Origin of the sequence: Terrisporobacter petrolearius, assembly GCF_020748185.1 — a bacterium.
In the GTDB taxonomy this organism is placed as follows: Bacteria; Bacillota; Clostridia; order Peptostreptococcales; family Peptostreptococcaceae; genus Terrisporobacter; species Terrisporobacter petrolearius.
Genome location: NZ_JAHZMO010000004.1, coordinates 1 through 23,505, shown reverse-complemented (window position 1 = coordinate 23,505; position 23,505 = coordinate 1). Strand labels below are relative to the sequence as shown.

The 23,505-nt window shown below is 27.3% G+C and carries 25 protein-coding genes and 1 riboswitch; of the genes, 8 read left to right on the top strand and 17 right to left on the bottom strand.

Annotated features, from left to right (window positions below):
• Positions 1 to 111 precede the first annotated feature (111 nt).
• Positions 112 to 1,017, bottom strand: coding sequence for an N-acetylmuramoyl-L-alanine amidase (locus tag K0040_RS03620; RefSeq protein WP_228107588.1), 906 nt, complete (start codon positions 1,015 to 1,017; stop codon positions 112 to 114).
• Between the two features lie 199 nt (positions 1,018 to 1,216).
• Between K0040_RS03620 and K0040_RS03615 the strand changes: the two genes are divergently transcribed.
• Entirely contained in the window at positions 1,217 to 1,756 is a 540-nt protein-coding gene (locus K0040_RS03615; RefSeq protein ID WP_228107587.1) for a metal-dependent hydrolase, read from the top strand.
• A 129-nt stretch (positions 1,757 to 1,885) separates the two neighbouring features.
• On the opposite strand, the gene K0040_RS03610 is transcribed toward K0040_RS03615, so the two are convergent.
• Both K0040_RS03610 and K0040_RS03605 read right to left on the bottom strand, forming a co-directional pair.
• Positions 1,886 to 2,419, bottom strand: a complete 534-nt coding sequence (locus tag K0040_RS03610) for a GNAT family N-acetyltransferase (RefSeq protein WP_228107586.1) — start codon at positions 2,417 to 2,419, stop codon at positions 1,886 to 1,888.
• Positions 2,420 to 2,554: 135 nt separating this feature from the next.
• Positions 2,555 to 3,970: an aminotransferase-like domain-containing protein gene (locus K0040_RS03605; RefSeq protein WP_228107585.1), complete on the bottom strand. Its 1,416-nt coding sequence runs from the start codon at positions 3,968 to 3,970 to the stop codon at positions 2,555 to 2,557.
• A 106-nt stretch (positions 3,971 to 4,076) separates the two neighbouring features.
• Between K0040_RS03605 and K0040_RS03600 the strand changes: the two genes are divergently transcribed.
• Positions 4,077 to 4,964, top strand: coding sequence for a PhzF family phenazine biosynthesis protein (locus tag K0040_RS03600; protein WP_228107584.1), 888 nt, complete (start codon positions 4,077 to 4,079; stop codon positions 4,962 to 4,964).
• 51 nt (positions 4,965 to 5,015) lie between these two features.
• Here the strand turns inward: K0040_RS03600 and K0040_RS03595 are convergent, their stop codons facing one another.
• The 3 genes from K0040_RS03595 to K0040_RS03585 all read right to left on the bottom strand — a co-directional run bounded on the left by K0040_RS03595 (position 5,016) and on the right by K0040_RS03585 (position 8,589).
• Positions 5,016 to 6,224, bottom strand: a complete 1,209-nt coding sequence (locus tag K0040_RS03595; RefSeq protein WP_228107583.1) for a cation:proton antiporter — start codon at positions 6,222 to 6,224, stop codon at positions 5,016 to 5,018.
• 50 nt (positions 6,225 to 6,274) lie between these two features.
• A riboswitch (Fluoride riboswitch) is annotated at positions 6,275 to 6,347 on the bottom strand.
• 74 nt (positions 6,348 to 6,421) lie between these two features.
• Positions 6,422 to 7,675, bottom strand: coding sequence for an ABC transporter permease (locus tag K0040_RS03590; protein WP_228107582.1), 1,254 nt, complete (start codon positions 7,673 to 7,675; stop codon positions 6,422 to 6,424).
• On the bottom strand, positions 7,675 to 8,589 hold the full coding sequence (locus K0040_RS03585) for an ABC transporter ATP-binding protein (RefSeq protein ID WP_228107581.1): 915 nt from the start codon (positions 8,587 to 8,589) through the stop codon (positions 7,675 to 7,677). Before K0040_RS03585 ends, K0040_RS03590 begins: the two co-directional genes overlap by 1 nt.
• A gap of 319 nt (positions 8,590 to 8,908) precedes the next feature.
• Between K0040_RS03585 and K0040_RS03580 the strand changes: the two genes are divergently transcribed.
• The 5 genes from K0040_RS03580 to K0040_RS03560 all read left to right on the top strand — a co-directional run bounded on the left by K0040_RS03580 (position 8,909) and on the right by K0040_RS03560 (position 11,614).
• Entirely contained in the window at positions 8,909 to 9,844 is a 936-nt protein-coding gene (locus tag K0040_RS03580; RefSeq protein WP_228107580.1) for an alpha/beta hydrolase, read from the top strand.
• A 98-nt stretch (positions 9,845 to 9,942) separates the two neighbouring features.
• The gene (locus K0040_RS03575; protein ID WP_228107579.1) at positions 9,943 to 10,290 is read left to right on the top strand and encodes a TIGR04076 family protein; all 348 of its coding nucleotides are present in this window, start codon (positions 9,943 to 9,945) and stop codon (positions 10,288 to 10,290) included.
• A 105-nt stretch (positions 10,291 to 10,395) separates the two neighbouring features.
• The gene (locus K0040_RS03570) at positions 10,396 to 10,854 is read left to right on the top strand and encodes a flavodoxin family protein (protein WP_228107578.1); all 459 of its coding nucleotides are present in this window, start codon (positions 10,396 to 10,398) and stop codon (positions 10,852 to 10,854) included.
• A 15-nt stretch (positions 10,855 to 10,869) separates the two neighbouring features.
• Complete coding sequence (locus tag K0040_RS03565; protein WP_228107577.1) at positions 10,870 to 11,160, top strand: DUF362 domain-containing protein; 291 nt, start codon at positions 10,870 to 10,872, stop codon at positions 11,158 to 11,160.
• A gap of 34 nt (positions 11,161 to 11,194) precedes the next feature.
• Positions 11,195 to 11,614 carry a WapI family immunity protein gene (locus K0040_RS03560; RefSeq protein ID WP_228107576.1) on the top strand — a complete coding sequence of 140 codons (420 nt, stop codon included), beginning with the start codon at positions 11,195 to 11,197 and terminating at the stop codon, positions 11,612 to 11,614.
• Between the two features lie 315 nt (positions 11,615 to 11,929).
• On the opposite strand, the gene K0040_RS03555 is transcribed toward K0040_RS03560, so the two are convergent.
• From K0040_RS03555 to K0040_RS03505, 11 genes are all read right to left on the bottom strand, one after another.
• Positions 11,930 to 12,544 carry a hypothetical protein gene (locus tag K0040_RS03555; protein WP_228107575.1) on the bottom strand — a complete coding sequence of 205 codons (615 nt, stop codon included), beginning with the start codon at positions 12,542 to 12,544 and terminating at the stop codon, positions 11,930 to 11,932.
• A 290-nt stretch (positions 12,545 to 12,834) separates the two neighbouring features.
• Complete coding sequence (locus K0040_RS03550) at positions 12,835 to 14,865, bottom strand: ABC transporter permease (protein ID WP_228107574.1); 2,031 nt, start codon at positions 14,863 to 14,865, stop codon at positions 12,835 to 12,837.
• Positions 14,855 to 15,622 (bottom strand): ABC transporter ATP-binding protein, encoded by a 768-nt coding sequence (locus K0040_RS03545; RefSeq protein WP_074917029.1) that lies wholly within the window; start codon positions 15,620 to 15,622, stop codon positions 14,855 to 14,857. The genes K0040_RS03550 and K0040_RS03545 overlap by 11 nt, the downstream gene beginning before the upstream one ends.
• Positions 15,623 to 15,762: 140 nt before the next feature.
• Positions 15,763 to 16,803 (bottom strand): sensor histidine kinase, encoded by a 1,041-nt coding sequence (locus K0040_RS03540; protein ID WP_228107573.1) that lies wholly within the window; start codon positions 16,801 to 16,803, stop codon positions 15,763 to 15,765.
• Positions 16,804 to 16,805: 2 nt separating this feature from the next.
• On the bottom strand, positions 16,806 to 17,474 hold the full coding sequence (locus K0040_RS03535; RefSeq protein WP_228107572.1) for a response regulator transcription factor: 669 nt from the start codon (positions 17,472 to 17,474) through the stop codon (positions 16,806 to 16,808).
• Positions 17,475 to 17,524: 50 nt separating this feature from the next.
• On the bottom strand, positions 17,525 to 18,688 hold the full coding sequence (locus tag K0040_RS03530) for a DUF2812 domain-containing protein (RefSeq protein ID WP_228107571.1): 1,164 nt from the start codon (positions 18,686 to 18,688) through the stop codon (positions 17,525 to 17,527).
• A 111-nt stretch (positions 18,689 to 18,799) separates the two neighbouring features.
• Complete coding sequence (locus K0040_RS03525; RefSeq protein WP_228107570.1) at positions 18,800 to 19,612, bottom strand: ABC transporter permease; 813 nt, start codon at positions 19,610 to 19,612, stop codon at positions 18,800 to 18,802.
• Positions 19,606 to 20,304, bottom strand: coding sequence for an ABC transporter ATP-binding protein (locus K0040_RS03520; protein ID WP_228107569.1), 699 nt, complete (start codon positions 20,302 to 20,304; stop codon positions 19,606 to 19,608). Before K0040_RS03520 ends, K0040_RS03525 begins: the two co-directional genes overlap by 7 nt.
• Positions 20,305 to 20,673: a GntR family transcriptional regulator gene (locus K0040_RS03515; protein ID WP_228107568.1), complete on the bottom strand. Its 369-nt coding sequence runs from the start codon at positions 20,671 to 20,673 to the stop codon at positions 20,305 to 20,307.
• Between the two features lie 252 nt (positions 20,674 to 20,925).
• The gene (locus tag K0040_RS03510; protein ID WP_228107567.1) at positions 20,926 to 21,540 is read right to left on the bottom strand and encodes a flavodoxin family protein; all 615 of its coding nucleotides are present in this window, start codon (positions 21,538 to 21,540) and stop codon (positions 20,926 to 20,928) included.
• Positions 21,541 to 21,651: 111 nt separating this feature from the next.
• A complete protein-coding gene (locus tag K0040_RS03505) occupies positions 21,652 to 22,260 on the bottom strand; it encodes a DUF2284 domain-containing protein (RefSeq protein ID WP_228107566.1) in 609 nt (202 codons plus the stop codon).
• Between the two features lie 325 nt (positions 22,261 to 22,585).
• On the opposite strand from K0040_RS03505, the gene K0040_RS03500 reads away from it, so the two are divergent.
• Entirely contained in the window at positions 22,586 to 23,365 is a 780-nt protein-coding gene (locus tag K0040_RS03500; protein ID WP_228107565.1) for a class I SAM-dependent methyltransferase, read from the top strand.
• Positions 23,366 to 23,505: the final 140 nt, after the last annotated feature.

Sequence of the window (23,505 nt, the reverse complement as noted above, 5' to 3'; positions counted from 1 at the left end):
ATTTTTGTTATATTTTCTTACCACCAATAATTATACTTTAATATTTCAAAAAAATGTAAAAAATCCCTCCTCTTTTATAATGAGGAAGGATTATTATTCTATTAAAACTTTTTATAAAGAAGTCATGCTTTTTACATATGTGCTGCTAGCAGTTATATATAGGCCTGATTTTAGCTTATACATATAATAACCGTCTACTTTAACTTTTTTCATTACTGTAAAAACTTCACCTTTTTTTACAGTGCCAGCTACTGCTCCATCATCCCATGATGGACAATTTCTAACGTTCAACTTATCAACAATAACTTTTACATATTTTACATCTGTAGAAACTTCCACATCTTTTTCTGTACAAACAAATTCTTCTTCTGGCTCTACATATTTTATATCAAAAGTTTTACATATACCTTTACAAGTTGCCTCTGCATCATTTTTTTGAAATTCTGGGTCTAACATACACACAGCTTCTGTCATATTATCCATAAATCCTGATTCAGTTAAAATTGCAGGCATTTTTGTATTTTTAAGAACATAAAGACTAAATCCTGAAATATCCATATCAGTTCTTACTCCATAATTTATGCAATCATGACCTTTATGCAATTTCCATAATTCGTCTTGTACATTTTTTGCCAGTACTTTTGTTTTAGCTTGTGAAATGTAATGAATTATTGTTACTACTCCTTTAGCCTTAGTTTGCCACTTTTCTCCCAGTGAATTATAATGCTTACTTACATATGCATCAGCATTAGCTGCATTTGCACGGCTGACTCTTGTTTGTAATGATGTATCCACATCAGTTGGAGCAACTAATAGAACATCAAAACCACATCTTTTTAATGCTTTCTCTAAATATTTTACTACAGCTCTGTTAAATTCATTTTCTTTAATTACTTCACCTTTTTTTCTTACTAGTTTACCATCAATATATAAATCTTCTTTCAATGGTGGCGTTCTTTTGCCTGCTGTTTCCATTCCATGTCCATCATCAAGGGCAATAAGATATTTTTTCGCCATATAAACACCTCCTTCTATAATATATAAGTTAATGACAGTTTTTGACACTAATTTTATATATTTAATAATCTAAAAAAACCTCTTATTGAAAATATCTTATCATTCATATATAAATATACTAGCTAAATTATATTTTGAAATTTGTATATATTTCCTTTATAATAAAATATATTAGAAATTTATGACAACTGGAGGATTTATGACAAAAGAAACTCACTCAAAGGGTGGTTATATTGTAGGACTATTATTACTTCCTTACATACATAACACCTTCCTTGTGGTATATAACTTATCTTATCGTATAGTTCTCTTATTTATATATGCTTATTTTACACATTTTGGCGCATTACTTAGCGATATAGATATGAGAGGATCATATATTAGTAAGAGGTTTCCCATAATATATAAAGTTTTTGGTAAAAGATTCAGGCATAGAAGTTTTACTCATAGTTTAATATTTGTAGGTTTAATAGCATTTATTGGAGAAATAGTTATAGTTTCAAGTAATGATAATATTGTATTTACTTGTATTTTCAGCGGAATTTTGGCTGGAGTAATTTCTCATATTTGTTTAGATTTAATTACAAAGGAAGGAGTAGAGCTTTTTTATCCTGTTGGAATTAACTTTTCCATTCTACCTATAAAGACTAGTTCAAGAACTGAAAAGAATATTAACAAAGCATTTAGTATTTTAGTAGTATTTCTTGTTGGGTATAGGTTTTATTTAATCACATTATAAATAATTAATTTTGCTTAAGTTGATAAATTAGGAATAAAAAATAGGGTGTATCTTTTTTGATACACCCTAGTATATCTAAGTATATATTCACAATTATTTTTTATCCAAAATTATAATTTAATCACTTTACTATAAAATCAATCCCATAAGCACAATGTCAAAATATTCTCCATCTATATATGTTTCATTTTTTTGTATACCTTCTACTTCAAATCCACACTTTTTATATAATTCTATAGCTCTTGGATTATCTTTTCTTACAGACAGGCTTATTCTAGTAGTTATACCATTTGACTTACACCAATCTATTAATTCATCCATCATTATTTTTCCAAGCCCTAAGTTACAGTACTCTTCTTTAATAACTATACCTAATTCACCAACATGCTTACCCTTTTTCTTTTGGTTAGAAGATATTGTACCTATTGCAATTATTTTATCATCTATTGTAGCAAGAATCATCGTATTATTATCTGACTCATTTACTGATTTAATTGCACTTTCTTGTTGCGAAGCACTTACTTTGTATTCTCCTGACCCAAAAGATAAGTATGTAGTTTCTCCACCTACTATATTATAAAATTCTATTATTTCTTTAGCGTCACTTTCTTTTGGACTTCTTAATACAACACTTAGGTTATTTTTTGTTAAAACCGTTTTCACAATACATCCCATCCCGTCTTTTAAAATTTAATATTAATATTTAATTTATTATATACTATAAATAATATAACACAGAATAATATAAATTAACATATAATGACACCATTCTCCATTTAACAACTTTATATAAATAACCTAATCCTTAGAAAGTTCCCATTCTTTATTTATATATCTATTTATTAAATTTACTATTGTATTTAAACCCTTTTTTAGTTGTTCTTCATTGTGCGGTGCTGTTATGCATAATCTTATACAAGACAATTCATTTTCATTACCCACCACAAATCTTTCACTACAATATACTTGGACTCCTTTTTCTTTGCAAAGTACTTCAAAGTCCTTAGAATTAAAATTATTAGGTAGTTTCAACCATATTAGATTACCACCCTTATTGTAATTACAATTAGATTTGTTTAAAATATTTTCAGTTATTTTCATTCTTTTTTTTATAATTTCTTTTCTTTCATTTATTATTGATTTATAAACTTGATTATTGATAATATTACACAAAGCTTCAATTTGTAAATTTGACACCATAACATTCATGTTATATAAAGCAAACTGAATATCTTTTTTATATTTTTGTGGTGTAATTATCATCCCCACTCTCAAACCTGGGCAGATAATTTTTGACATACTTGTTATATGAATAGTATTATCGCTTATTTCATATAAAGTTTTTGGAAGATTATCTAAGAATAATCTGTGAATGCCATCTTCGATAATCAATAAATTATGTTTTTGTGATATTTCCCTTATTTCTTCTCTTCTCTTTTCACTCATTGTTTTAGTAGTAGGATTATGAATATCATTAATTAAATATATTCCTGTAAGTTTTTCATTTTTACAAATAGTATCTAAAGACTTAGGATTCATTCCTTTCTCATCTGATCCAATGGGAATTAACTTAATTTTACACATATTAACACTAGTTTTAAGTCCTGCATATATTAATGGATCTACGCCTATTTTGTCTCCACTATTAAATAGGGATAATAATATGGAACATAAGGCGTTTTGACCACCAGCAGTAAAGAGTATGTCATCTTCATTGCAAGGTAGTTTATATTCTTCCTTTAAAAATTTACATACAACACTCTTTTGATAAGGTGAACCATTCACTTCTTTGTATTCAAGCAACTTATATGCATCAGGTCTATTCATTATTTCTTGTATAGTTTTAACAACATATTCATTTTGCTCATATGTAGGATGGGAGGCGCCCAGCTCTATTAAGCTTCCTCTTTCTAAGGTTTCCATCATGGTATTTTTTATATGAACATCTGAAGATACAAATGTTCCTTTTCCTATGGTTGCACAAATAAGTCCTTTTTCTTCACATAGTTTAAATGCTCTAGTAACTGTACTTAAATTTATATCTAAAAAATCTGCCAATTCTCTTTGAGGTGGCAGCTTTGTTCCAGGACTTAATTTACAATTTTTTATATCTTCTTCTAAAAGTTTTGCTAAACCTTTAGTAATAGAACCTTTAATATTCTTCAAGCTTGGCTTCCAGCTCATTGGGTAATTTTCAAAGGAATTTACAGGCATTTTCTCACTCCTAATTGTAATATTGTATTGCATACAATTATAATATTGATTGCAAAAATTATCAATGTTACAATTTTTTTAAGATAATATTTTAGAGGGGGTTAAAATGAATAAAATTAAAATTAAGCAAGTAGATGCTTTTTCTTCTATTCCTTTTGGAGGTAATCCAGCTGGTGTTGTGACAGATGCCAATAGTATTGATGATTTTATAAAACAAAAGATTGCAAAAGAAATGAATCTTTCAGAAACTGCCTTTGTTTCTTCTTCTGACAAAGCCGATTTTAAAGTTCAGTTTTTCACTCCAAAATTTGAAGTAGACTTGTGTGGTCACGCTACTATTGCTACTTTTAATACTTTATATAAAGAAAACAAACTAGATTTAAGTAAAGATAAGTTTTATCAAGAAACTAAATCAGGAGTTTTGCCTGTTGAAATTAGAAATATTGATGATAAAAAAATCTTTATGATGACTCAAGTAAATCCCAAGTTTATAAATTTAGATCATCTAAGAGAAGAAATTACACAGTCACTAAATATTTGTAGCGACGATTTATTACCTTATCCAATAAAAAATGTTAGCACTGGTCTTTGGTGGATTGTATTTGGTGTGAAAAACTTAGAAATATTAAAAAATATTACTCCTAATTTAAATAAAATATATAAATTAAGTGATGAAAATAATTTTGTTGGCATTTCTCTGTTTACTATGGAAACTTTTAATCATGATTGTACATATCATGTAAGATCCATAGCTCCTTATTGCGGTGTACCAGAAGATCCAGTATGTGGCACTGGCAATGGTAGTGTATCATCTTACATAGTCCATCATAAATTAATAGATGAAAATCAATCATTTTTAATCGGGGAACAAGGTCATTTTGTTGAAAGACCTGGTAAAGTTTATGTTGAAATAAAAAGTGATAAGGATGAAATTATAGATATAAAAATCGGTGGTGAAGCAAGGACTATTTTAGAAGGTGAAATTTTATACTAATATAAAAATAGGATAGTTATTTACTATAAATAACTATCCTATTTTTAAAATTTAATTAGCTAATTTATCTCTTCCTTCTTTATTATCACCACAAAGAAGTTTTTTGTAAGTACTATCTATTCCTATTGCACCAAATGGTGCAGTTATTAGTATAGCAAGAACTGCCACAGTTAAAACTATGTTCCCACAAGAAAGACCCATAGCTAATGGCATACCTCCAATAGCTGCTTGTACTGTAGCCTTTGGTGTATAAGCTATCATGCAGAATAATCTTTCTTTCTTAGAAAGCTTTGTTTTTATTAGACAAACAAAAACTCCTATCATTCTAATCATTAATGCAAATAATATTACTATTACTACTGGTATTCCAGCTGTAATTGCATATTGTACGTTTACAGTTGCACCAACTAAAACAAATAATACTATTTCTGCAGCAAGCCATAATTTGTTGTATTTATTTGATAATCTTACTGCTAGCATTTCATATTTTGCTTTAATTAATATTCCCATACTCATAATTGCAAGTAATCCTGACATAGGAATTATACTTTCCAAGCTGTTTTGTAATTCTATTAATAAGAAAGAAACACTAAGTATTATTATTACTTTTATAGAATCTCTTAAATGAACTTTCTTAAATATTTTTATTAATACAGTTGCCATAAGTACACCAACTAAGATTCCCATTATTATAGAAATCGGTATTTGTGCGAAACTTGATAAAGACATGTCTCCACCCTTTGCCAAATCTGTAAAAGCAGTAAACAATACTATTACAAAAATATCGTCAACTGATGCACCAGCCATAATTAATTGTGGAATACTATTTTCTTTTCCTATTTTTTGTTCTATTAGATTAATCATTCTAGGAACAATAATAGCTGGAGATACGGCTGCAACCACAGCTCCCATAATTGCTGCTTCTAATACTGTAACCCCTAGTAATTTTGGTGCAATCAGAACAACTGCCAAAATTTCAAAACATGCAGGAACAAAACACATTAATACAGCAGGACGGCCTACTTTTTTCAAATCTTTCACATCTAGTGACAATCCTGCTCTAGTTAAAATAATTACAAGAGCCAACTGTCTAAGATCCGGTGAAATACTTAATATTTTATCATCCAATAAATTAAATGCATAAGGGCTTAGTAAAATCCCTGTAAAAATCATTCCCATTAAGCTGGGCAATTTTAACTTATTAAATATACTTCCCATTAATAAGCCAAGTAAAAAAATAATTGCTAAACTTGTTAACATCTCTACCTCCTATTTTTTGCATAAAAAAAGCTGATAATTTCCGTGACAAAATAATCACAGAAGTCATCAGCATAAATGCGGTTTAAGTGTAAACTTTGGGAGAACTTCATTCCCGTGTTCTTATTTTAACATAATTTGCATTTTAATTCAATCAATATTACCTTCAACATTATTTATTTTTCTTAATTGAAGTTGTATTATTCTTTTTCACTTCTAATCCATTTTAAAGCATTTTTTAATTTTATAGGATTTCCATACATTAATGTAGCCATCCTATATATTTTAGCTCCACCCATTCCTGCTAATACTGTTGATCCTATTAATATTAGAGCAGATATTACGAATTCTACTGATGTAACAGCTCCTGTTGCAACCCTTACTATCATAGTCATTGGAGAGGCAAATGGTATATATGAACAAACCTTTAATATCACACTATCTCCGTTAGTTAATCCAAATATACTTATGAAAAATACTATCACAAATATCATTGTAATAGGGCCAACACTTGTGCCTATATCTTCTGTCTTTGATACTAAAGCTCCCAATGCACCATATATAAATGAATAGAATAAGTAACCTAATATTCCAAATATGGCAAATGTAGCTATTAATTCTGGAGGCATTTTAAATACATTATCTAACATTCCATTCCACACTTCACTATTTGCCTTATATGCAATAAATGTTGATGACATTATTATTCCAACTTGTGCTATACTTGCTATTGCACCTGCAATAACCTTACCAAAGATTAAATTATTTGTATTTGTACTAGTAACTAGAACTTCTATTGCTCTATTGCTTTTTTCTGCAGTTATTCCCATAGCAATTAATTGACCATACATTATAATCATCATATATATAATGAAAATTAATATATATGCGTAGAAATAATTGTTTGCACTATCTTTTCCTAATATTTCAACATTAGAGACTATTTGAGTGCTATAGATTTTATCTACCTTTTTGAAATCCATTCCTTTACTAGTAATTTGCTTTTCTCTATATATGTTTTTCAAAATTTCATCAAACATAATTTTATTTTCATCATCAAACTTAGTATTTTGAACAACATAGTCATATTTAGTTAAGCTGTTTATATTAAAACCTGCTTCTACATCTTGATTTTCAACTAACTTATTTAATTCACCTTGATTTTTTACCACTTTCCAATTTGAGTTTGGAAAATAAGCATTTAATATTTCTTTATTAGGTATAATATTGTTTTCATCATATATTGCAAAATTAGTTTTATCTTCTTCTACAACATCTTCTACATTAGTTTCATTTTCATCTGCTGTTGGTAATATGGATGACATATCTATAAAGTTTGGTAGAGATAAGCCAATTACCATTACTAAGGCAATTATTACAGTACTTATTATAAAAGATTTCTTTTTGAAATAATTGCTAAGCTCAAATTTTAGTACAGTAAGAAATTGTTTCATTATTCCTCACCTACTTTCTTTACAAATATGTCTGTTAAATCTGGTTCATATGTAGAAAACTTATCTATATCTATATTTTCTTTTAGTATTTTTTCTAAAAATCGATTTTTTGTTGCATCATTATGTAACTCTAATACTAAATAATCTTTTTTAACTTCATTTACAATTACTAAATCATTAAACTTCTCTTGGCATATAGATTTTAAATCATTTACTTTTAAGTTGTTTGCACTTAATATTAACCTATTATTACCAAATTCTCTTTTTATTTCTTTAAGATTTCCACTTAATACAATCTCACCTTTATTTAGTATAACTATATCTTCACAAAATTCTTCAACATAACTCATTTGATGGCTTGAGAATATAACTAGTTTATTTTGATTTATTAATTCTCTTACGGTATCTTTAAGTATTTGTGCATTAACTGGATCTAATCCACTAAAAGGTTCATCAAGTATAACTATATCTGGATCACAAACTAAAGTTTGTGCTAATTGTACCTTCTGCTGATTACCTTTAGATAAACTATCTAGGGTTCTATTTGCATATTCCTCTATGCCTAACTTTTTAAGCCATATCTTTGTACTTTCTTTTGCATTTTTTGCTGATATGCCCCTTAGCTGAGCTAAATAAACTATCTGCTCTGTAACTTTCTTTTTAGGATATAAACCTCTTTCTTCTGGTAGATATCCAATTTGATAATTTCGCGGTTCAAATTTCTTTCCATCTATTAATATTTCGCCTGAGTTAGCTTTAAAAACATCCATTAATATACGAATTGTTGTAGTTTTTCCTGCACCATTTCTTCCTAATAACCCAAGCGCCTTTCCACTTTCAACTGAAAATGATATTCCATGCAGTACTTCATTTTCTGAAAAACTTTTTCTTATCTCTCTTACTTCTAACCTCATACATTCCTCCCTTAAAATAGTCGTCTAGTAAATCATATACTAACATCATTTTTGTTTCAACTTAAATTTTCTTAAAAAACCATATATGATAGATGCAGTTTTTTTAATTTTAAAAATACTTATGACTATATCTACTATTAGAGATAAATTCTTTGAACTAAGTTAAAACAATGTATTACACTTTAAATTAAGGAAATTACTTTGTTATTGGAAAATAAATGAATACTATGTATAATGTAAGCAAACCTCGCTATTGGCATATAGTGAGAATTAGGAATAATTCTGATAATAAATAGAAAATTTGTAGGAGAACATGAGAATGAAAAAAGTTATGAAGGTTATGGGAATTGCAATAATTATTTTAGTTGTACTATTATTAATCTGTTATGTAAATCATAAAGTTCAATCCCAAAAAGAGAAAAAACTATTGAAGCCCTTGGGTACAGTGGTTAATGTTAAAAATAAACAAATGAGTATTTATACTGAAGGGGAAGGCGCAAAAACACTTGTTTTTATGTCTGGGGGAGGAACTTGTTCTCCTATTTTGGATTTTAAGTCTTTGTATTCTTTATTGAGTGAGGAGTATAAAATAGTAGTTATAGAAAAATTTGGATATGGTTTTAGTGATATAGTTGATGAAAAAAGAGATATAGATACTATATTAGAAGAAACAAGGGCTGCTTTGAAAAAATCCGGAATAGTTGGACCTTATGTCTTATGTCCTCACTCTATGTCAGGAATAGAAGCTTTGTATTGGGCACAGAAATATCCTAATGAAGTTAGTACAATTATTGGGCTTGATATGGCTGTTCCAGATGCATATGAGAATTACGAAATAGATATGTTGACAATAAAATTAGGACAGTTTGCTAGTAAAGTAGGTATCACAAGAATGATTCCACAGATAGCCAATGGAGATGCCGTAAAATTTGGAACACTTTCTGATACAGAAAAAGATATCTATAGAGCTGTTTTTTATAGTAGAACTGCAACAGACACCATGATAAATGAAGTAACTCATATTAAAGAAAATGCAAAAGTAGTTTCAAATGGCAAAATGCCCAATATACCAATATTAATGTTTTGTTCAAATGGAAATGGAACAGGTTGGAATGAGGAGACTTGGAAGAATATTCAATCAAAGTATATGAGTAATTGTGCTAGTGGAAAAATGATTGAACTGGATTGTAGTCACTATATTCATGACTACAAATATGAAAAAATAGCAAATGAAATTAAAATATTTTTAGACTGATAAATTCCAATGTATAGAACAGGCTTAAAAATAGGAATTTTTGCCTGGTAAATTATTTATAAATAATGAGAAAACAAATTTAATGTTGGAGGTTTATGATGAAAAAATGGTATGATGAGGAGTATGAATGGGAAATCCAGGTAATAGGGTTTCTACGTGGGGAAAGCACAGAGCATTATTGCAGAAATGGTGAGGAAATTGGAGATAAGTATACATGCACCTATGGCTGTCCTGTAAATGCTAATGGACAGGGTATTTGCTCAAAATCCATGATGATTATGTTTCCAATAATGGAGGCTGTGAGAAGTGGTGGAGATTTGGAAAATATCGGCGGAACTAGTAAGTATAGCAAAGATATTGTATGTCCAGATGGTTGCGTCATGTTCAGACTTACTGCAAAGAAACTTGGAAATGAGAATTTTTATAAGGGAAGGTTTTTTGAGTAGTTTTGATTTTTATTATATTCAGATGAAGATTAATTAAAGTGTATGAATTTCAGATTAATAATCTGACAAACAAAAGTTAAAATTTAGAGGAGAGATATCGCATATATGAAACTATTTAAAATTTATTTTAGTCCCACAGGTACAACTAAAAAAACAGCAGATTTAATAAGTAGACAATTTGATCTTGAAATCATAGAATTAGATTTGTCTAATAGAATAGAAGATTTTTCAAAATTTCCCTTTAGTGAAAAAGACCTTTGTATTATAGCAGTTCCATCTTTTGGTGGCCGTGTACCAATTGCAGCAATGGCTAATATCAAGAAGCTAAAGGGAAATGGTTCAAAAGTTATTTTAGTAGCAACATACGGGAATAGAGCATATGAAGATGTATTGTTAGAATTGAAAGATACATTAACAAGATTAGGATTTTTCTCCATTGCAGCAATAGCTTCGGTTACAGAACATTCTATTGCACATCAATTTGCCACTGGAAGACCAGATTTACAAGAAAAAGAAGAACTGATAAAATTTTCTAGTCAGGTCAAAGAAGTCCTGAAACAGTGAAAAGTTACTAAAGATTTGTATGTACCTGGGAATAGTCCATACAAAGAATATAAAGTTATTCCTATAGTTCCACAAGTGAGACAAGAATGTATGAAATGCGGTCTTTGTGCTATAAAATGTCCAGTTGATGCTATTTCAAAAGATAATCCAATGTTGGTAGACAAAGAAAAATGCGTTTCCTGTATGCGCTGTGTAGCTATTTGTCCAAACAAAGTTCGAAGTGTAGATGAAGAGTCAATATTGGCAATTTCAAAAAAATTAGAAAAAGTATGTTTCGAAAGAAAAATGAATGAACTATTTTTATAAATATTAAACTCATTTAGTATAAGGAGAAAAATAAATGCAGCATAGGTTAAGTACAAAAGACTTTACTATTGAAATAGAAATTAATATATTTGAACAAGAAATAGATTATCCTATAAATTCAACTTTAAATATTTATATAGAAAGTGATAAATTTTCAGCTCGAACAACTATGGATATTGATATAAAAGACTTTGTAGTGTTTGTGTGCAATTTGAAGCACTTATATGATTTTTTAGATGGTTCAGCAAGACTAGAAGAAGCATATAGTATATCCAATTATATAGAGTTTTTGGGAAATGGTAATGGACATATTGTTGTAAAAGGGTGTTTGAATAACCATTGTAGAAATGGTTTTGAACAAGAATTAAGTTTTGAAAATGAGTTTGACCAAACTTACTTAAAAACATTTGCAAAAGAGCTTTTCCAGCTTTATAAGAAATACCTACATAAATAAAATCTATAAGGTGAAATTCTTTAAAAAATCATCAAAATAAATAGAATAATAAATTTCAATATAAATTAGACTTGAAAATAAGAATCTAATTAATAGAAAACAATATTAATTGATTTAGGCTATATTAGTCTACTTCGTGATAGTTATAATATCAAAATAACCACACCTTAGTATTTTCAATGTTCTGAGTTCTAAGATGTGGTTATTTATTTAGTTTGACATAAATTGTTTGAAATGTATTAATATTATTAACCAAATCTACTTTGCAAATTAGAATTTACTTAGATGGATACTGTACTCATAATATATATTTGTCTATACTATTTCTTTGCTGTAATCTATTCCTAATACAGAATTTTTATGTATATCTTCAAGATCATCATTTTTAAACTCACTACCATATGATAACCCTACTCTAAAGTTTCCTTTATCAGATTTATAATAAACATATTCCTTATTAACTTCTTTATCTAATACATAATCAACTTTTTCTATATCATCTGGAAGCACTTTTTTCACTAATTTTATGGCTTCATCATAAGTTAAATTAATTGGATTCCCTTCTGAAAAATATGTAAAGCCTTGTAAAATTGTTTTGTAAGAAATATCGTCCTTTATTGAGTCTGCGGGATATACAACAACTTCATTTTCTGTTGTTTTTTCAGGACTATTATAAGTCAACTCTTCTTTTTTTACACTTTCATATCTCCTACTAATAATAGAATTATCAATTTCACCACTGCTAGAATCTATATATGGTATATGATTTTCCATATCCTTAGTACTTAAATTGTCTACTTTTATTTCTTCTGTGTATTCCAATGATTTTGAGTCTGTAGTTTTATCTTCATTGTTACTTTTATTACTGCAACCCATTAACAAAATAGATGACGCACAAATAATTATAATAGTATTTTTACTAATTTTCATATTTACCCTCCTTCTATAATATTTCTATGATTTTATTCATTCCTTATTGAAGTATAAGTGCTTATTTATCTATATTATATTTGAATAATGCTTGTTTTGCATTATATTTCATTTTTCCCTATACATCTAAAACACTTCTAACAATATTTATTAAGCATAATAAAATAGCTGATTCATAATTCGTATATAAATCAGCTTTTATCTAGATAAAAGTATTCTTTTTTAACATTTTTAATTACTATCTATTTAAATAGTTCATCTTAATAATTTATTGCACTAATCTTACCGTACTATTGCTTATTCACAATTCTCTTATATCCTCTATAAGTTCCATAAAAATATACACCATAAACAGCACATATGATACAAATGGAAATTATATTGTTGCCTAAAGTATCATAATCTCCTATTATCTTTACCACATCATTTGCTACCTTTATTCCGAATATACTATGAACTAAAGCTAAAAGTATAGGTATGGCAAAGTATAATAAAACTTGTATAAAGATGGATTTGTTTATCATATTTGAACTTACGCCTAGCTTTCTTAATATTTCATATCTACCAACACTTTCAATAGCACCTGACAATTGACTAAGTCCAAGAACTGCTGCACTGGCTATTAAGAAAATTATTCCTATATATAATCCAACGTATAAATACATACTCGATGAAGCCATATTTCCCTCTAATGCTATAATTCTAGTCATTGCACTTATCTTCACTTTACTATTTTCTTCATATTTTTTGCTTTCAGCCATGGATTTTTCAAGATTTTTCACTACTTTATTTTCTGTTTCCTTCTTATCACCAGTATAATTTAAACTTAAGCACTTTTTAAGTAAACTATAATTATGAACATTATCATCCTTAACTACTAGTGTTGCAAAATTACCACTAATTGGAGTATCTTCTATTGAATTAAATCCATATTGACTATTAACTTCAAAATCCTCTTCTCCAATTTTCATAGTCTTATTTTTGTTTACATATTCTTTAACTGAAGGCTCTATTGTAGACATATCAGTAAAAATAAATACTTCTTTATCTTTTAAACTTATTGTCTCTTTATTTTGCATTTTCATTAATTTATTATAATCTGATAATTTTACAATAGGTGCATTAAAATCTCTCATACTATTTATTTGTCTGGATAAAAAATCATCTGTAGTGCTTTGAAACAACTGTTTAAATTTTACTGGTGAATTATATATGTTGTAATCCAAATATTCATTTGTATAATCTTTTATGTTAAATCCTATTTTTTTTACTGTTTCACTTATCTTTTCTTTTGAGGCTTTTAAATTTTCTTGTTTTTCATATGTATGTGTCAAAGTCATATCATAAGGCGCTAAGAACTGTGATGTATTTTCCATCGCACTTTTTGTTCCTATGGATGCTGTATACATTCCTATGGAAACAAACAGCATCAAACAAATAACACTCATGGATATATAATTTGTATTTATTTTGCTATTCAATTGTCTCAAAGTAAATGTGTTAAGATTTTTTAAATATTGGTTTTTGCTACTTTGTATTACTTTTATTAAAAATCCTGCCAATGCTCTAAAAAACAACACAGTTCCAACTATTCCTAGTATAATTGATAATTTGAATTTATCATTTATCTCCATTAATCCATTTTCTAAAATTAACTTATATGCCACTGCCAAACAAATAACTGATATAACAAATAAAATCACTGATAAAGCTAAATTTGTACCTTTTAATTTTTCATTATTTCTATCACCATTTATAAGGTTTATTAACTTACATCTTGATACTAGTATAAAGTTAAATACCATAGATATAAAATACATAATCCCAAAATAAAAAATAGTTTTTAGGCATGCATCTTTTGAAAAAATAAATTTATATTCAGTCATGTCTATAGCAAATAGTTTGGCTGTAACTCCTGCTAATCCTTGGGATAAAAACACCCCAATAAATATTCCAACTACTAAAGACAATATGCCCACTATAATAGTTTCAAAAAATAACATAAAAGCTATTTTACTTCTACTAATACCTAGTGTCAAATATATCCCAAACTCTTTATTTCTTTTCTTTATTAAAAAATTATTTGCATATAGTATTAAAAAACCAAGTACAAATGATACAAATACAGAGACCATGGATATTATCTTATTAAGAGCATCAAGAAAAATCTTTTGTGTGTCTGATAAGTCCATCATTATTGTTTGAGATTCTATGGAATTAAAAATATAAAATATACAAATACCTAATGCCAATGTAAAAAAATATACACTATAATCTTTTATACTTCTTTGTACATTTCTTCGGGATAGCTTAAATAACATTGCTAGTGTCACCTCCAAGAAATGTAACTACTTCTATAATTCTTTTGAAAAATTCTTTTCTATCGTCATTTCCTCTTATTAACTCGTTGAATATCTTTCCATCTTTTATAAATAAAATTCTTTTACAATAACTAGCTGTAAAAGCATCATGAGTTACCATCATTATTGTTGAATTTAGACTTTCATTTAAATTAGACAAGTTTTCAAGTAGTACTCTTGCTGATTTTGAATCCAGGGATCCTGTTGGCTCATCTGCTAAAATTAAAGAAGGATTAGTTATTATAGCCCTTCCACACGCTACTCTTTGCTTTTGACCTCCAGATATTTCATAGGGGAATTTATTTAATATATCTGAAATGTTTAATTTATTGCCAATGGCTTTTACTTTTTCATCAATATTAACACCTTTCTCTCCAATCACTGATAAAGCTAAAGATATATTTTCGTAAACTGTTAAGGTATCTAATAAATTAAATTCTTGGAATATAAATCCTAAATGCTCTCTTCTAAATTTTTCTACATTTTTTCTTGAGAAAGTAGTTATATCTTTGTTTTCTATTAATATAGTTCCTGTAGTTGGCTTGTCAATAGTTGCTATACAATTTAAAAGTGTTGTTTTTCCACTGCCACTAGGACCCATAATACCTATAAATTCTCCTTCCTCCACTTGAAAAGAGATATTATTTATTGCTTTTGTTAAATTTCTTTTATTTCCATAATATTTTTCTATGTTTTTAACCTGTAAAACTGTGTTCATTGTTGTTACCTCCATAACCAATTTATACTTATATTATATAAGCCTTAGAGGTTTGCATTAATAACATAACCTTACCATAATCTTACAAAATGGTAAGTTTACATTATATCTCTGTAATGTTTCACCAAATCAGAATTGCTTTAGTTTATCTGAGTCATACTCCCCTTAGGAAATGTTATTTTTACTGTAGTTTCTTCTTTTACTCTTGAATCTATTTCTAACCCTAAATACATCTTATCTGCTAATTTTTTAGATATATATAGACCCATACCTGTTGATTTTCTAAACTTTCTACCATTTATTCCTGTAAAACCTTTGCTAAATACTTTTTTCAAATCTTTCTCATCTATACCTATTCCATTATCCTTTATAAAAAGTTCTATGTAATTTTTACTTTCCTTTGTATATATAGTAATTTTGCCAGGTTCCCTCTTTAATTTTTCATTTATATCTTCACTTCCTATATACTTTATGGAATTTATTATTACTTGATTTAAAATATATTCCAACCATTTTTTATCACAGTACACATTGCTGTTAAAGTCTTGCAAATCTATAATTATTTTATTTTCTCTTATAAGCTTCTTATTTCTTCTTATTGTATTGCTTATATATTTTTTTAGATTGATTTCCTTTATTATGTAATCTAGTTCTACTTCATTACTTTTAGAATAATAAAGTGCTTGTTCTATAAAGTCTTCGATTTTTTCTATTTCTTCTAAAACACTTAATGTATGTTCATTTTTGTTATTTTCTATTATTAGTTTGATAGCTGATATGGGTAATTTTATTTCATGCACCCACAAATCTAGATACTCCTTATATTCTTCTTGATTAAATTTATATAAATTTACTTCTTCATTCATTGCTTTATCTGTAATACTTAAAATGTTATATAATATTTCCCCCTCTAAAAAAGAAGGTTCTTCCATTAGCACTGGCAGCAAATATTTTTTATCAAGTTCTCTTAAAGATGCTTCTATTTTAGTATAGTAACAATTTTTTCTTAAATAATCATGTGCAAATTCTATAAAAGTTAATACTATCCATAGGGTTATAATAAAATTTATAGCTATGTTTTCAATTCTAGATAAGTTCAGGATATATATTACAAAAACGAGAAATATTAGCCTTAAAATTATAGATAAGCTTTTATCTTTTATATAATTTTTTATTTTCATAATTATGGCATTATATAGCCTCTTCCCCTCCTAGTTTCTATATATCCTTCGCATTTTATTTCTTCTAATTTTTTTCTAAGCCTATTAATATTTACAGTTAGTGTATTATCGTCTATAAAGAAATCCAAGTCCCATAAATAATCCATCAAGTCTCCTCTTGAAACTATTTTTCCTTTATTTTTCATCAAACAATTTAATATTCTAAACTCATTTTTCGTAAGGTCTATTTCTTTATCTTCAAATATAACAGTGTTTTTAGGTAAGTCTAATTCTAATCCTTTATATATAATCCCATCTGCACTTTCTTTATCATAAGTTCTTTTTAAAATTGAGTTTACTCGCGCTAATAATATTTGTGTATTGTAAGGCTTTGTAATAAAATCGTCTGCTCCCAAATTAATACTCATAAGCTCGTCCATTTCTGTATCTCTACTAGAAACCACGATTATTGGAACATTAGATTTTTTTCTTATTTCCCTACAAATGTAGTATCCATCGTAGATGGGTAAATTTATATCTAATAATACTAAATGTGCATTTTCTTTTAAAATATCTCCTATTATACTTTCAAATTTTGATAGACAAATCACTTCGTAATTGTAGTTAACTAAGAAATTTTTAAGCTCTGCTCTTATTTTTTCCTCATCTTCTACTATAATAATTTTTTTCATTATTTCAAATTTCCCCCTAGTACCAAATATTCCTTGTTTATTTTCTTATATTATAAATTTAACAATTTTTCTTTTATAAAATTAATTTTACTTTTATTATAATCACCTTCCATATCTAACATTAAAATCACATTATCATAAACTATTATTCTCTCCTTAGTTGATTTATCAATATAAATTTCCTTTGCTCCCCAAGTATTGAATTCTTCACCGCTTGTATATCTTTTATATTTACTTCCCATATTAGCATGCTTTGTTTTTATATCTTCCAGTGCATTGCTCATTATATTTTTATACTTACTTTCAAATACTTCGTAAGAAATAACCCCACTATTATTTTCATGTTCTATATACATGCCATCATCATAAGCTTCATAATATGTTGAATCACTAAATGAATAATACTTTGCTAAAAATGATTTATATTTTGTTGTACTACAATCACGTTCAGATTGAATTTTCATATTATAATCTTCAAGGGTTATTGGCAAACTTTCTTTTGAGAATGACGTTCTTGGAGATATACTAAATCCATCAAGAAAGCTAATTACTACATTTAATATAAGTAAAGTCATAATAAAAAAATGTAATGTCACACTAAAAATAGAGCTTATTTTTATTTGCTTTATGCTTTTATATTTAAATTCCTTTTTTATAAAATAATTAATATACCAAATTATACTTAGAATTAAATCTACACATAAATATATTAACGCTAAAATTCCTATAACATAAAACCCAACCCATGTATAATTAGACGCGGAGTCCATATAAGACCCGCCTAAATAAAATCCCTCATATTTAAAAATAAAATTAAATAATAGTATAAGTGCTACTAATGAAATAACATCTTTTATAAGTAAAGATTTTATACTTTCTTCATATTTACTTTTAATTTTTTCCTTGTTACTTTCTTCTGATTTACTTATTTGAAAAAAATCATTGCCACAAATATATTCCCAGTTATGATCTTTGCAATATTTTATATATGTTATTTTATCTACATAACTATCACCATCAAAATTCTTTCCGAGTGGATCAACATTATATTTGAAACTTATTTTATCTGTTTTCACAAAAGTCAAATGGTAATTTTTTATCTTAGTCAACAACCAGCCTTTCTTTGCCATTTCATTTAGATACTCCTCTAAAATTGCACAATCTGTTTTATCAAAGCATAAAAATACTATTTTTTTATTTCCCCAAATTTTCATATACATATCTCCATTAAATTTATTTTCTACTTTATTTATAATGATAATATACTTGATTTGTTTTTTCCATTTAAAACAAAAGACTTGAAGGGATTCTCCAAGTCTAATTATTTATTCAAGGTTTAGTTTTTTATTTAATATCCAATTAGTTAATAAAAACAGCCCTGTTCCTATAGTAAGACCTATTATTAAGTCTAGTGCTACATATGAGAAATTTGAAACTATAAAACCACTTGTAAACTCTACCCTTGTTTCTGTTCCTAAAAGATTATTAGTTGCAAAATTATAAATATTACTTATAATAAAATTTAGAATAAAGAATACTATTACTCCTGCCGCCACTCTATGCTTGCTAAGCTGTGGTAGTTGACCAACAGATAAAGATAAATAAATTGTTAATACAAATATGCTATAACTTATTAAGAATCCTAAAACCATATAAACAATAAACTCTATACCTTTTGTTAAAAACTCTGAATTTACAAATGCTTTGAAAAATTCTAATACATTAATATCTCCACCTATTACACCCATTATTGTAAATGATAATGCTGCCACAATTGCACTAATAATTGCATATGTTAAAGCGACTAAAAGTTTAGACAATATTAAAGAGCTGCTTCTAACAGGCAATGTAAACATTAAATAGCCTTCTTCATCAAGTAAATTTTTCTTAAATCTTTGAATTGTAAGAATTATAGTAATTACAAATAAAGCCACAAATAAGGCAACTAAAACTAGCATTAAAATACCTTGAGTATTGAATGCACTAGGGTTCATAGGAAGCCCATCTACTGCTTCATTTTTAAAATTAACACCTATGTTTACTCCATTTATTGCTGCTAATAGCAAAATTCCTAAATATAGCGGAAAAAATATTCTTCCACAAGCTTTAAATTCATATTTGATTAATTTACCTAACATTTAAATTCCTCCCTAAATAAAGCATCTATTGACTTACCTTTTTCTTCTCTTATTTCATCCACATTTCCCCTAAGTACTATTTCACCATTTGAAATAAATATTACATCATCACAAATATTTTCTATTTCACTTATTAAATGTGTTGCAATTAATAAAGTAGAATTTTCATTGTAATTTGATAGAATAGTCTTAAGTATATAACTTCTTGCTGCTGGATCCACACCGCCGATAGGTTCATCAAGTATATATAGATCCGCATTTCTAGACATTACTAAAATCAACTGAACTTTTTCCTTTGTACCCTTAGACATTGTTTTTAACTTTTGATTTTTATCTATTTTTAAGCTTTCAATCATTTGGTCTGCTTTTTCCATATCAAAGTCTACATAAAAGTCTTTAAAAAAACCTAATATATCTTTAACTTTCATCCAATCATTTAAATAAGTTTTTTCTGGCAAATATGAAACTATTTTTTTAGTTTCTATAGAAGGCTTTATACCCTTTATCTCTATACTACCTTGATCTGCTTGTAGTAAATTATTCATCAACTTTATCATAGTAGTTTTCCCACTACCATTAGGTCCAAGCAATCCCACAATCTTTCCCTTTGGTATACTTAAATTTACACCTTTTAATACTTCTTTGTTTCTATAACTTTTATAAACATTATTAAACTCTACCATATTTTCCATTTAGTCTTCCTCCTTTATATTAGAAATCACAAGATTAATTATTTCATCTTTAGTAAAACCAAGTCTCTCCAGATTTATTTTTAAATTTTTTATTTCCTCATTGGCAACTTCTTTTTTCATAGATTTAATCTTCTCCTTATCATCAGTAACAAATCTTCCACTAGTTCTTTTGCTAAAAACTAGTTCTTCTCTTTCCAACTCCACTAAGGCTTTTTGCATTGTGTTTGGATTTACTTGTGCATCTTCTGCCAAACTTCTTACTGAATCTATTTTTTCTCCTGATTTAAACTCGCCAGAGATTATCTTAGATTTTAATTGCTCTACCAGTTGTATATATACAGGCTTATTATTATCTATATCCCAACTCATTTTTTCACCGCCCTATTGTACTAATACTTTAATACAATAGTACAGTAATACAATTCATTTATCAAGTACTTTTCATTAAAAAGTTTCATTTCAAAAATAAAAAATCCCTAAAACAAGCTTATTTACTTATTTTAAGGACTTATATTCATATTTATTATTTTCTATAATTTTAATATAATCCATAATTTCAAATTTTGTATTATTACAATAATACAATTTATATTTTAAAATTTACAGTTATTTTATTTATTCTTATCTAATAAAGTTTGTTCCTATTCTTTCTTCTTGTTGTGGTAATTCCTCCTTAGAGTTTTTCATAGTTTTTAGCATCCAAGCCATATTATTACCTAAAGTTCTCATAATTTGAAGACCTTCTAAATCTTGTTTTGCTTCTTCTGGTGTATTTCCATGAATAGAGTTCCAATACTGAGATGAAACTACTGGCATTTGATTTATTGTAAAATATTTGTTTAAACGGTCAAAGGCAGCACTTGCTCCTCCTCTTCTACAACTTACTACTGCTGCTGCAGGTTTATTTTTCATTAAATAAGAAGCAGAATAAAATAATCTATCTAGTAAAGCACATAAGGAACCATTTGGACCTGAATAGTAAACTGGTGAACCTACAACTATTCCATCTGCTTCTTTTACTTTTTTAAATAAGTTATTATAAAGTTCATCTGCAAATGCACACTTTCCAGTTTCATAACATTTACCACAAGCTATACATCCTTGTATTGGCTTCATTCCAATATGCAAAATTTCACTTTCCACATTATTATTGTTTAAAGCTTTTGAAACTTCACTTAAGGCAGTATATGTACATCCACTTTTATGTGGGCTTCCATTTATTAATAATACTTTCATTCTAACATCTCCTTTTTGACTTTTATTCTTACTTATTAAGTTTAATATATTTTTTAAAAATAATCTTTATGTATTTATACAATTTTTAAATAATGAAACTACTAGGTATTTTTAAAACTCATCTTTAGTTATTGTAATATCTTCTTTAGTTAAAAGACCTATGGAGTTAAAGTAATACTGAGGAAGCTTTCCTCTTTGGGCCCACTTTAGTTCAATGTTAAATAAATCTTTACTTAATTTGTCTACATTTCCTCCCAGCGACTCAATAGAATATCTCAAGTCATTTTCATATCTACATTTTTTAGACTGTTTTCTTGTACACTCTTTACATTTGTAGCATTTACCCCATGCCAAACTTATAGAGTCTTCGTATTTTTCTTCTAAGTATTTTGTTTTTTTATAAAAGAATTCCATTTGTTTTCTAAAAAATTCTTTTATAAATAAGTTAAGTTCATCTTCATCATAAGTTTTTAAAACTACATCTTCCTCAAAATTAAATTTATATCCTAATACATGTAGGTATTTGTAATTTTTCCAATACTCAATTACATCAAAATCATAAGGAGGACAGCTCCATCTTGTGTCATAATTAGGACATTGCTTGCAACATTCTAAAAATGTGCCCACATTTATATAATCCGCTATTATATCCTCCACCTTTATTTTTTTATAAAAAACTTCTGTAACATAACTATTATTTAAATAAGATAGCTCACTCAAAATAATCCCCCCATTTTTATATCTTTAATTCTATTTTAGTATATAATTTTATATTTTTTCTATATAAAAGAAAATTAAAAATATTAACTTTAGGTGTACTTATGTTTATGAAAGCTATAACTTATATAAACTCATTCTTTTATTCCAATAAATATCATAAAAATGCAGTTACTCATTAAAAATTTTGTATTATCACTTAGCTATTTAAAAGACAATAAATTTATAATATACTATTTATAAAGCAAGCAATTTAATTAGTACAAGAATAACTTATCATTATTTAATTTAATCATTTTATTTGTATTAATTTTAAGGGGTGTATATTATGAATAACAAAGAAGTAATAAAACAAAATCAATTAGCTTGGGACAAAAAGGTTGTAAATAATACTCCTTGGTCAATACCTGTGACAAAAGAAGAAATAGAAAATGCAAGAAAAGGAATATTTAATATAAAGTTAACGGCTTACAAGGATGTGCCTAGAAGTTGGTTTCCAGAGGATTTAAATAAAAAAAGAATATTATGTCTTGCTTCTGGAGGAGGACAACAAGGACCTATTTTAGCTGCTGCTGGAGCAATAGTTACTGTATTTGATATATCAATGAATCAATTAAAGCAAGATGAAAAGGTTTCTAATGAAAATAATCTGATGATTTCCACTGTGCAAGGAGATATGACACATTTACATTGTTTTAAAAACAATTATTTTGATCTAGTATTTTGTCCTGTATCAGTAACATATATACCAGATGTACTACCTGTATTCAAAGAATGTTATAGAGTTTTAAAAACAGGTGGAACCTTCTTATTTGGAAGTACAAATCCTTTAATTTATTTGTTTGATAATAAAAAATACGATGAAGGTGTATTTGAAGTTGTAAATAAACTTCCATTTAACTCTTTAGATGAATTAAATGAAGAAGAGAAAATAGACTTTTTAAATAATAAAGAAGCTGTAGAATATAGTCATACTTTGGAAGATTTAATAGCTGGTCAAACAAGTGTTGGCTTGGCTATTAATGGTTTTTATGAAGATGTGGATAATGATAAAATCTGTAAATATAGTGCTAAATATTTTGCAACAAAAGCTGTAAAAACTAAATAATATTAAAAGGGACGGGACTGTAGGTAGATTTGTGTAAAACAAACTTACCTACAGTCTTTTTTGTATGTAAAACTGGTAAGTTTGGAATAATATTCATATTAAACTTTTGGAGGTATTAAAATGAAAAATAAAAAAGAAAT

Coding starts and splice junctions, on each gene's coding strand:
- K0040_RS03620 (WP_228107588.1), bottom strand. CDS start 1,017: ATGGCGAAAAAATATCTTATTGCCCTTGATGATGGACATGGAATGGAA.
- K0040_RS03615 (WP_228107587.1), top strand. CDS start 1,217: ATGACAAAAGAAACTCACTCAAAGGGTGGTTATATTGTAGGACTATTA.
- K0040_RS03605 (WP_228107585.1), bottom strand. CDS start 3,970: ATGCCTGTAAATTCCTTTGAAAATTACCCAATGAGCTGGAAGCCAAGC.
- K0040_RS03600 (WP_228107584.1), top strand. CDS start 4,077: ATGAATAAAATTAAAATTAAGCAAGTAGATGCTTTTTCTTCTATTCCT.
- K0040_RS03595 (WP_228107583.1), bottom strand. CDS start 6,224: ATGTTAACAAGTTTAGCAATTATTTTTTTACTTGGCTTATTAATGGGA.
- K0040_RS03590 (WP_228107582.1), bottom strand. CDS start 7,675: ATGAAACAATTTCTTACTGTACTAAAATTTGAGCTTAGCAATTATTTC.
- K0040_RS03585 (WP_228107581.1), bottom strand. CDS start 8,589: ATGAGGTTAGAAGTAAGAGAGATAAGAAAAAGTTTTTCAGAAAATGAA.
- K0040_RS03580 (WP_228107580.1), top strand. CDS start 8,909: ATGAAAAAAGTTATGAAGGTTATGGGAATTGCAATAATTATTTTAGTT.
- K0040_RS03575 (WP_228107579.1), top strand. CDS start 9,943: ATGAAAAAATGGTATGATGAGGAGTATGAATGGGAAATCCAGGTAATA.
- K0040_RS03570 (WP_228107578.1), top strand. CDS start 10,396: ATGAAACTATTTAAAATTTATTTTAGTCCCACAGGTACAACTAAAAAA.
- K0040_RS03560 (WP_228107576.1), top strand. CDS start 11,195: ATGCAGCATAGGTTAAGTACAAAAGACTTTACTATTGAAATAGAAATT.
- K0040_RS03555 (WP_228107575.1), bottom strand. CDS start 12,544: ATGAAAATTAGTAAAAATACTATTATAATTATTTGTGCGTCATCTATT.
- K0040_RS03550 (WP_228107574.1), bottom strand. CDS start 14,865: ATGTTATTTAAGCTATCCCGAAGAAATGTACAAAGAAGTATAAAAGAT.
- K0040_RS03545 (WP_074917029.1), bottom strand. CDS start 15,622: ATGAACACAGTTTTACAGGTTAAAAACATAGAAAAATATTATGGAAAT.
- K0040_RS03540 (WP_228107573.1), bottom strand. CDS start 16,803: ATGAAAATAAAAAATTATATAAAAGATAAAAGCTTATCTATAATTTTA.
- K0040_RS03535 (WP_228107572.1), bottom strand. CDS start 17,474: ATGAAAAAAATTATTATAGTAGAAGATGAGGAAAAAATAAGAGCAGAG.
- K0040_RS03530 (WP_228107571.1), bottom strand. CDS start 18,688: ATGAAAATTTGGGGAAATAAAAAAATAGTATTTTTATGCTTTGATAAA.
- K0040_RS03525 (WP_228107570.1), bottom strand. CDS start 19,612: ATGTTAGGTAAATTAATCAAATATGAATTTAAAGCTTGTGGAAGAATA.
- K0040_RS03520 (WP_228107569.1), bottom strand. CDS start 20,304: ATGGAAAATATGGTAGAGTTTAATAATGTTTATAAAAGTTATAGAAAC.
- K0040_RS03515 (WP_228107568.1), bottom strand. CDS start 20,673: ATGAGTTGGGATATAGATAATAATAAGCCTGTATATATACAACTGGTA.
- K0040_RS03510 (WP_228107567.1), bottom strand. CDS start 21,540: ATGAAAGTATTATTAATAAATGGAAGCCCACATAAAAGTGGATGTACA.
- K0040_RS03500 (WP_228107565.1), top strand. CDS start 22,586: ATGAATAACAAAGAAGTAATAAAACAAAATCAATTAGCTTGGGACAAA.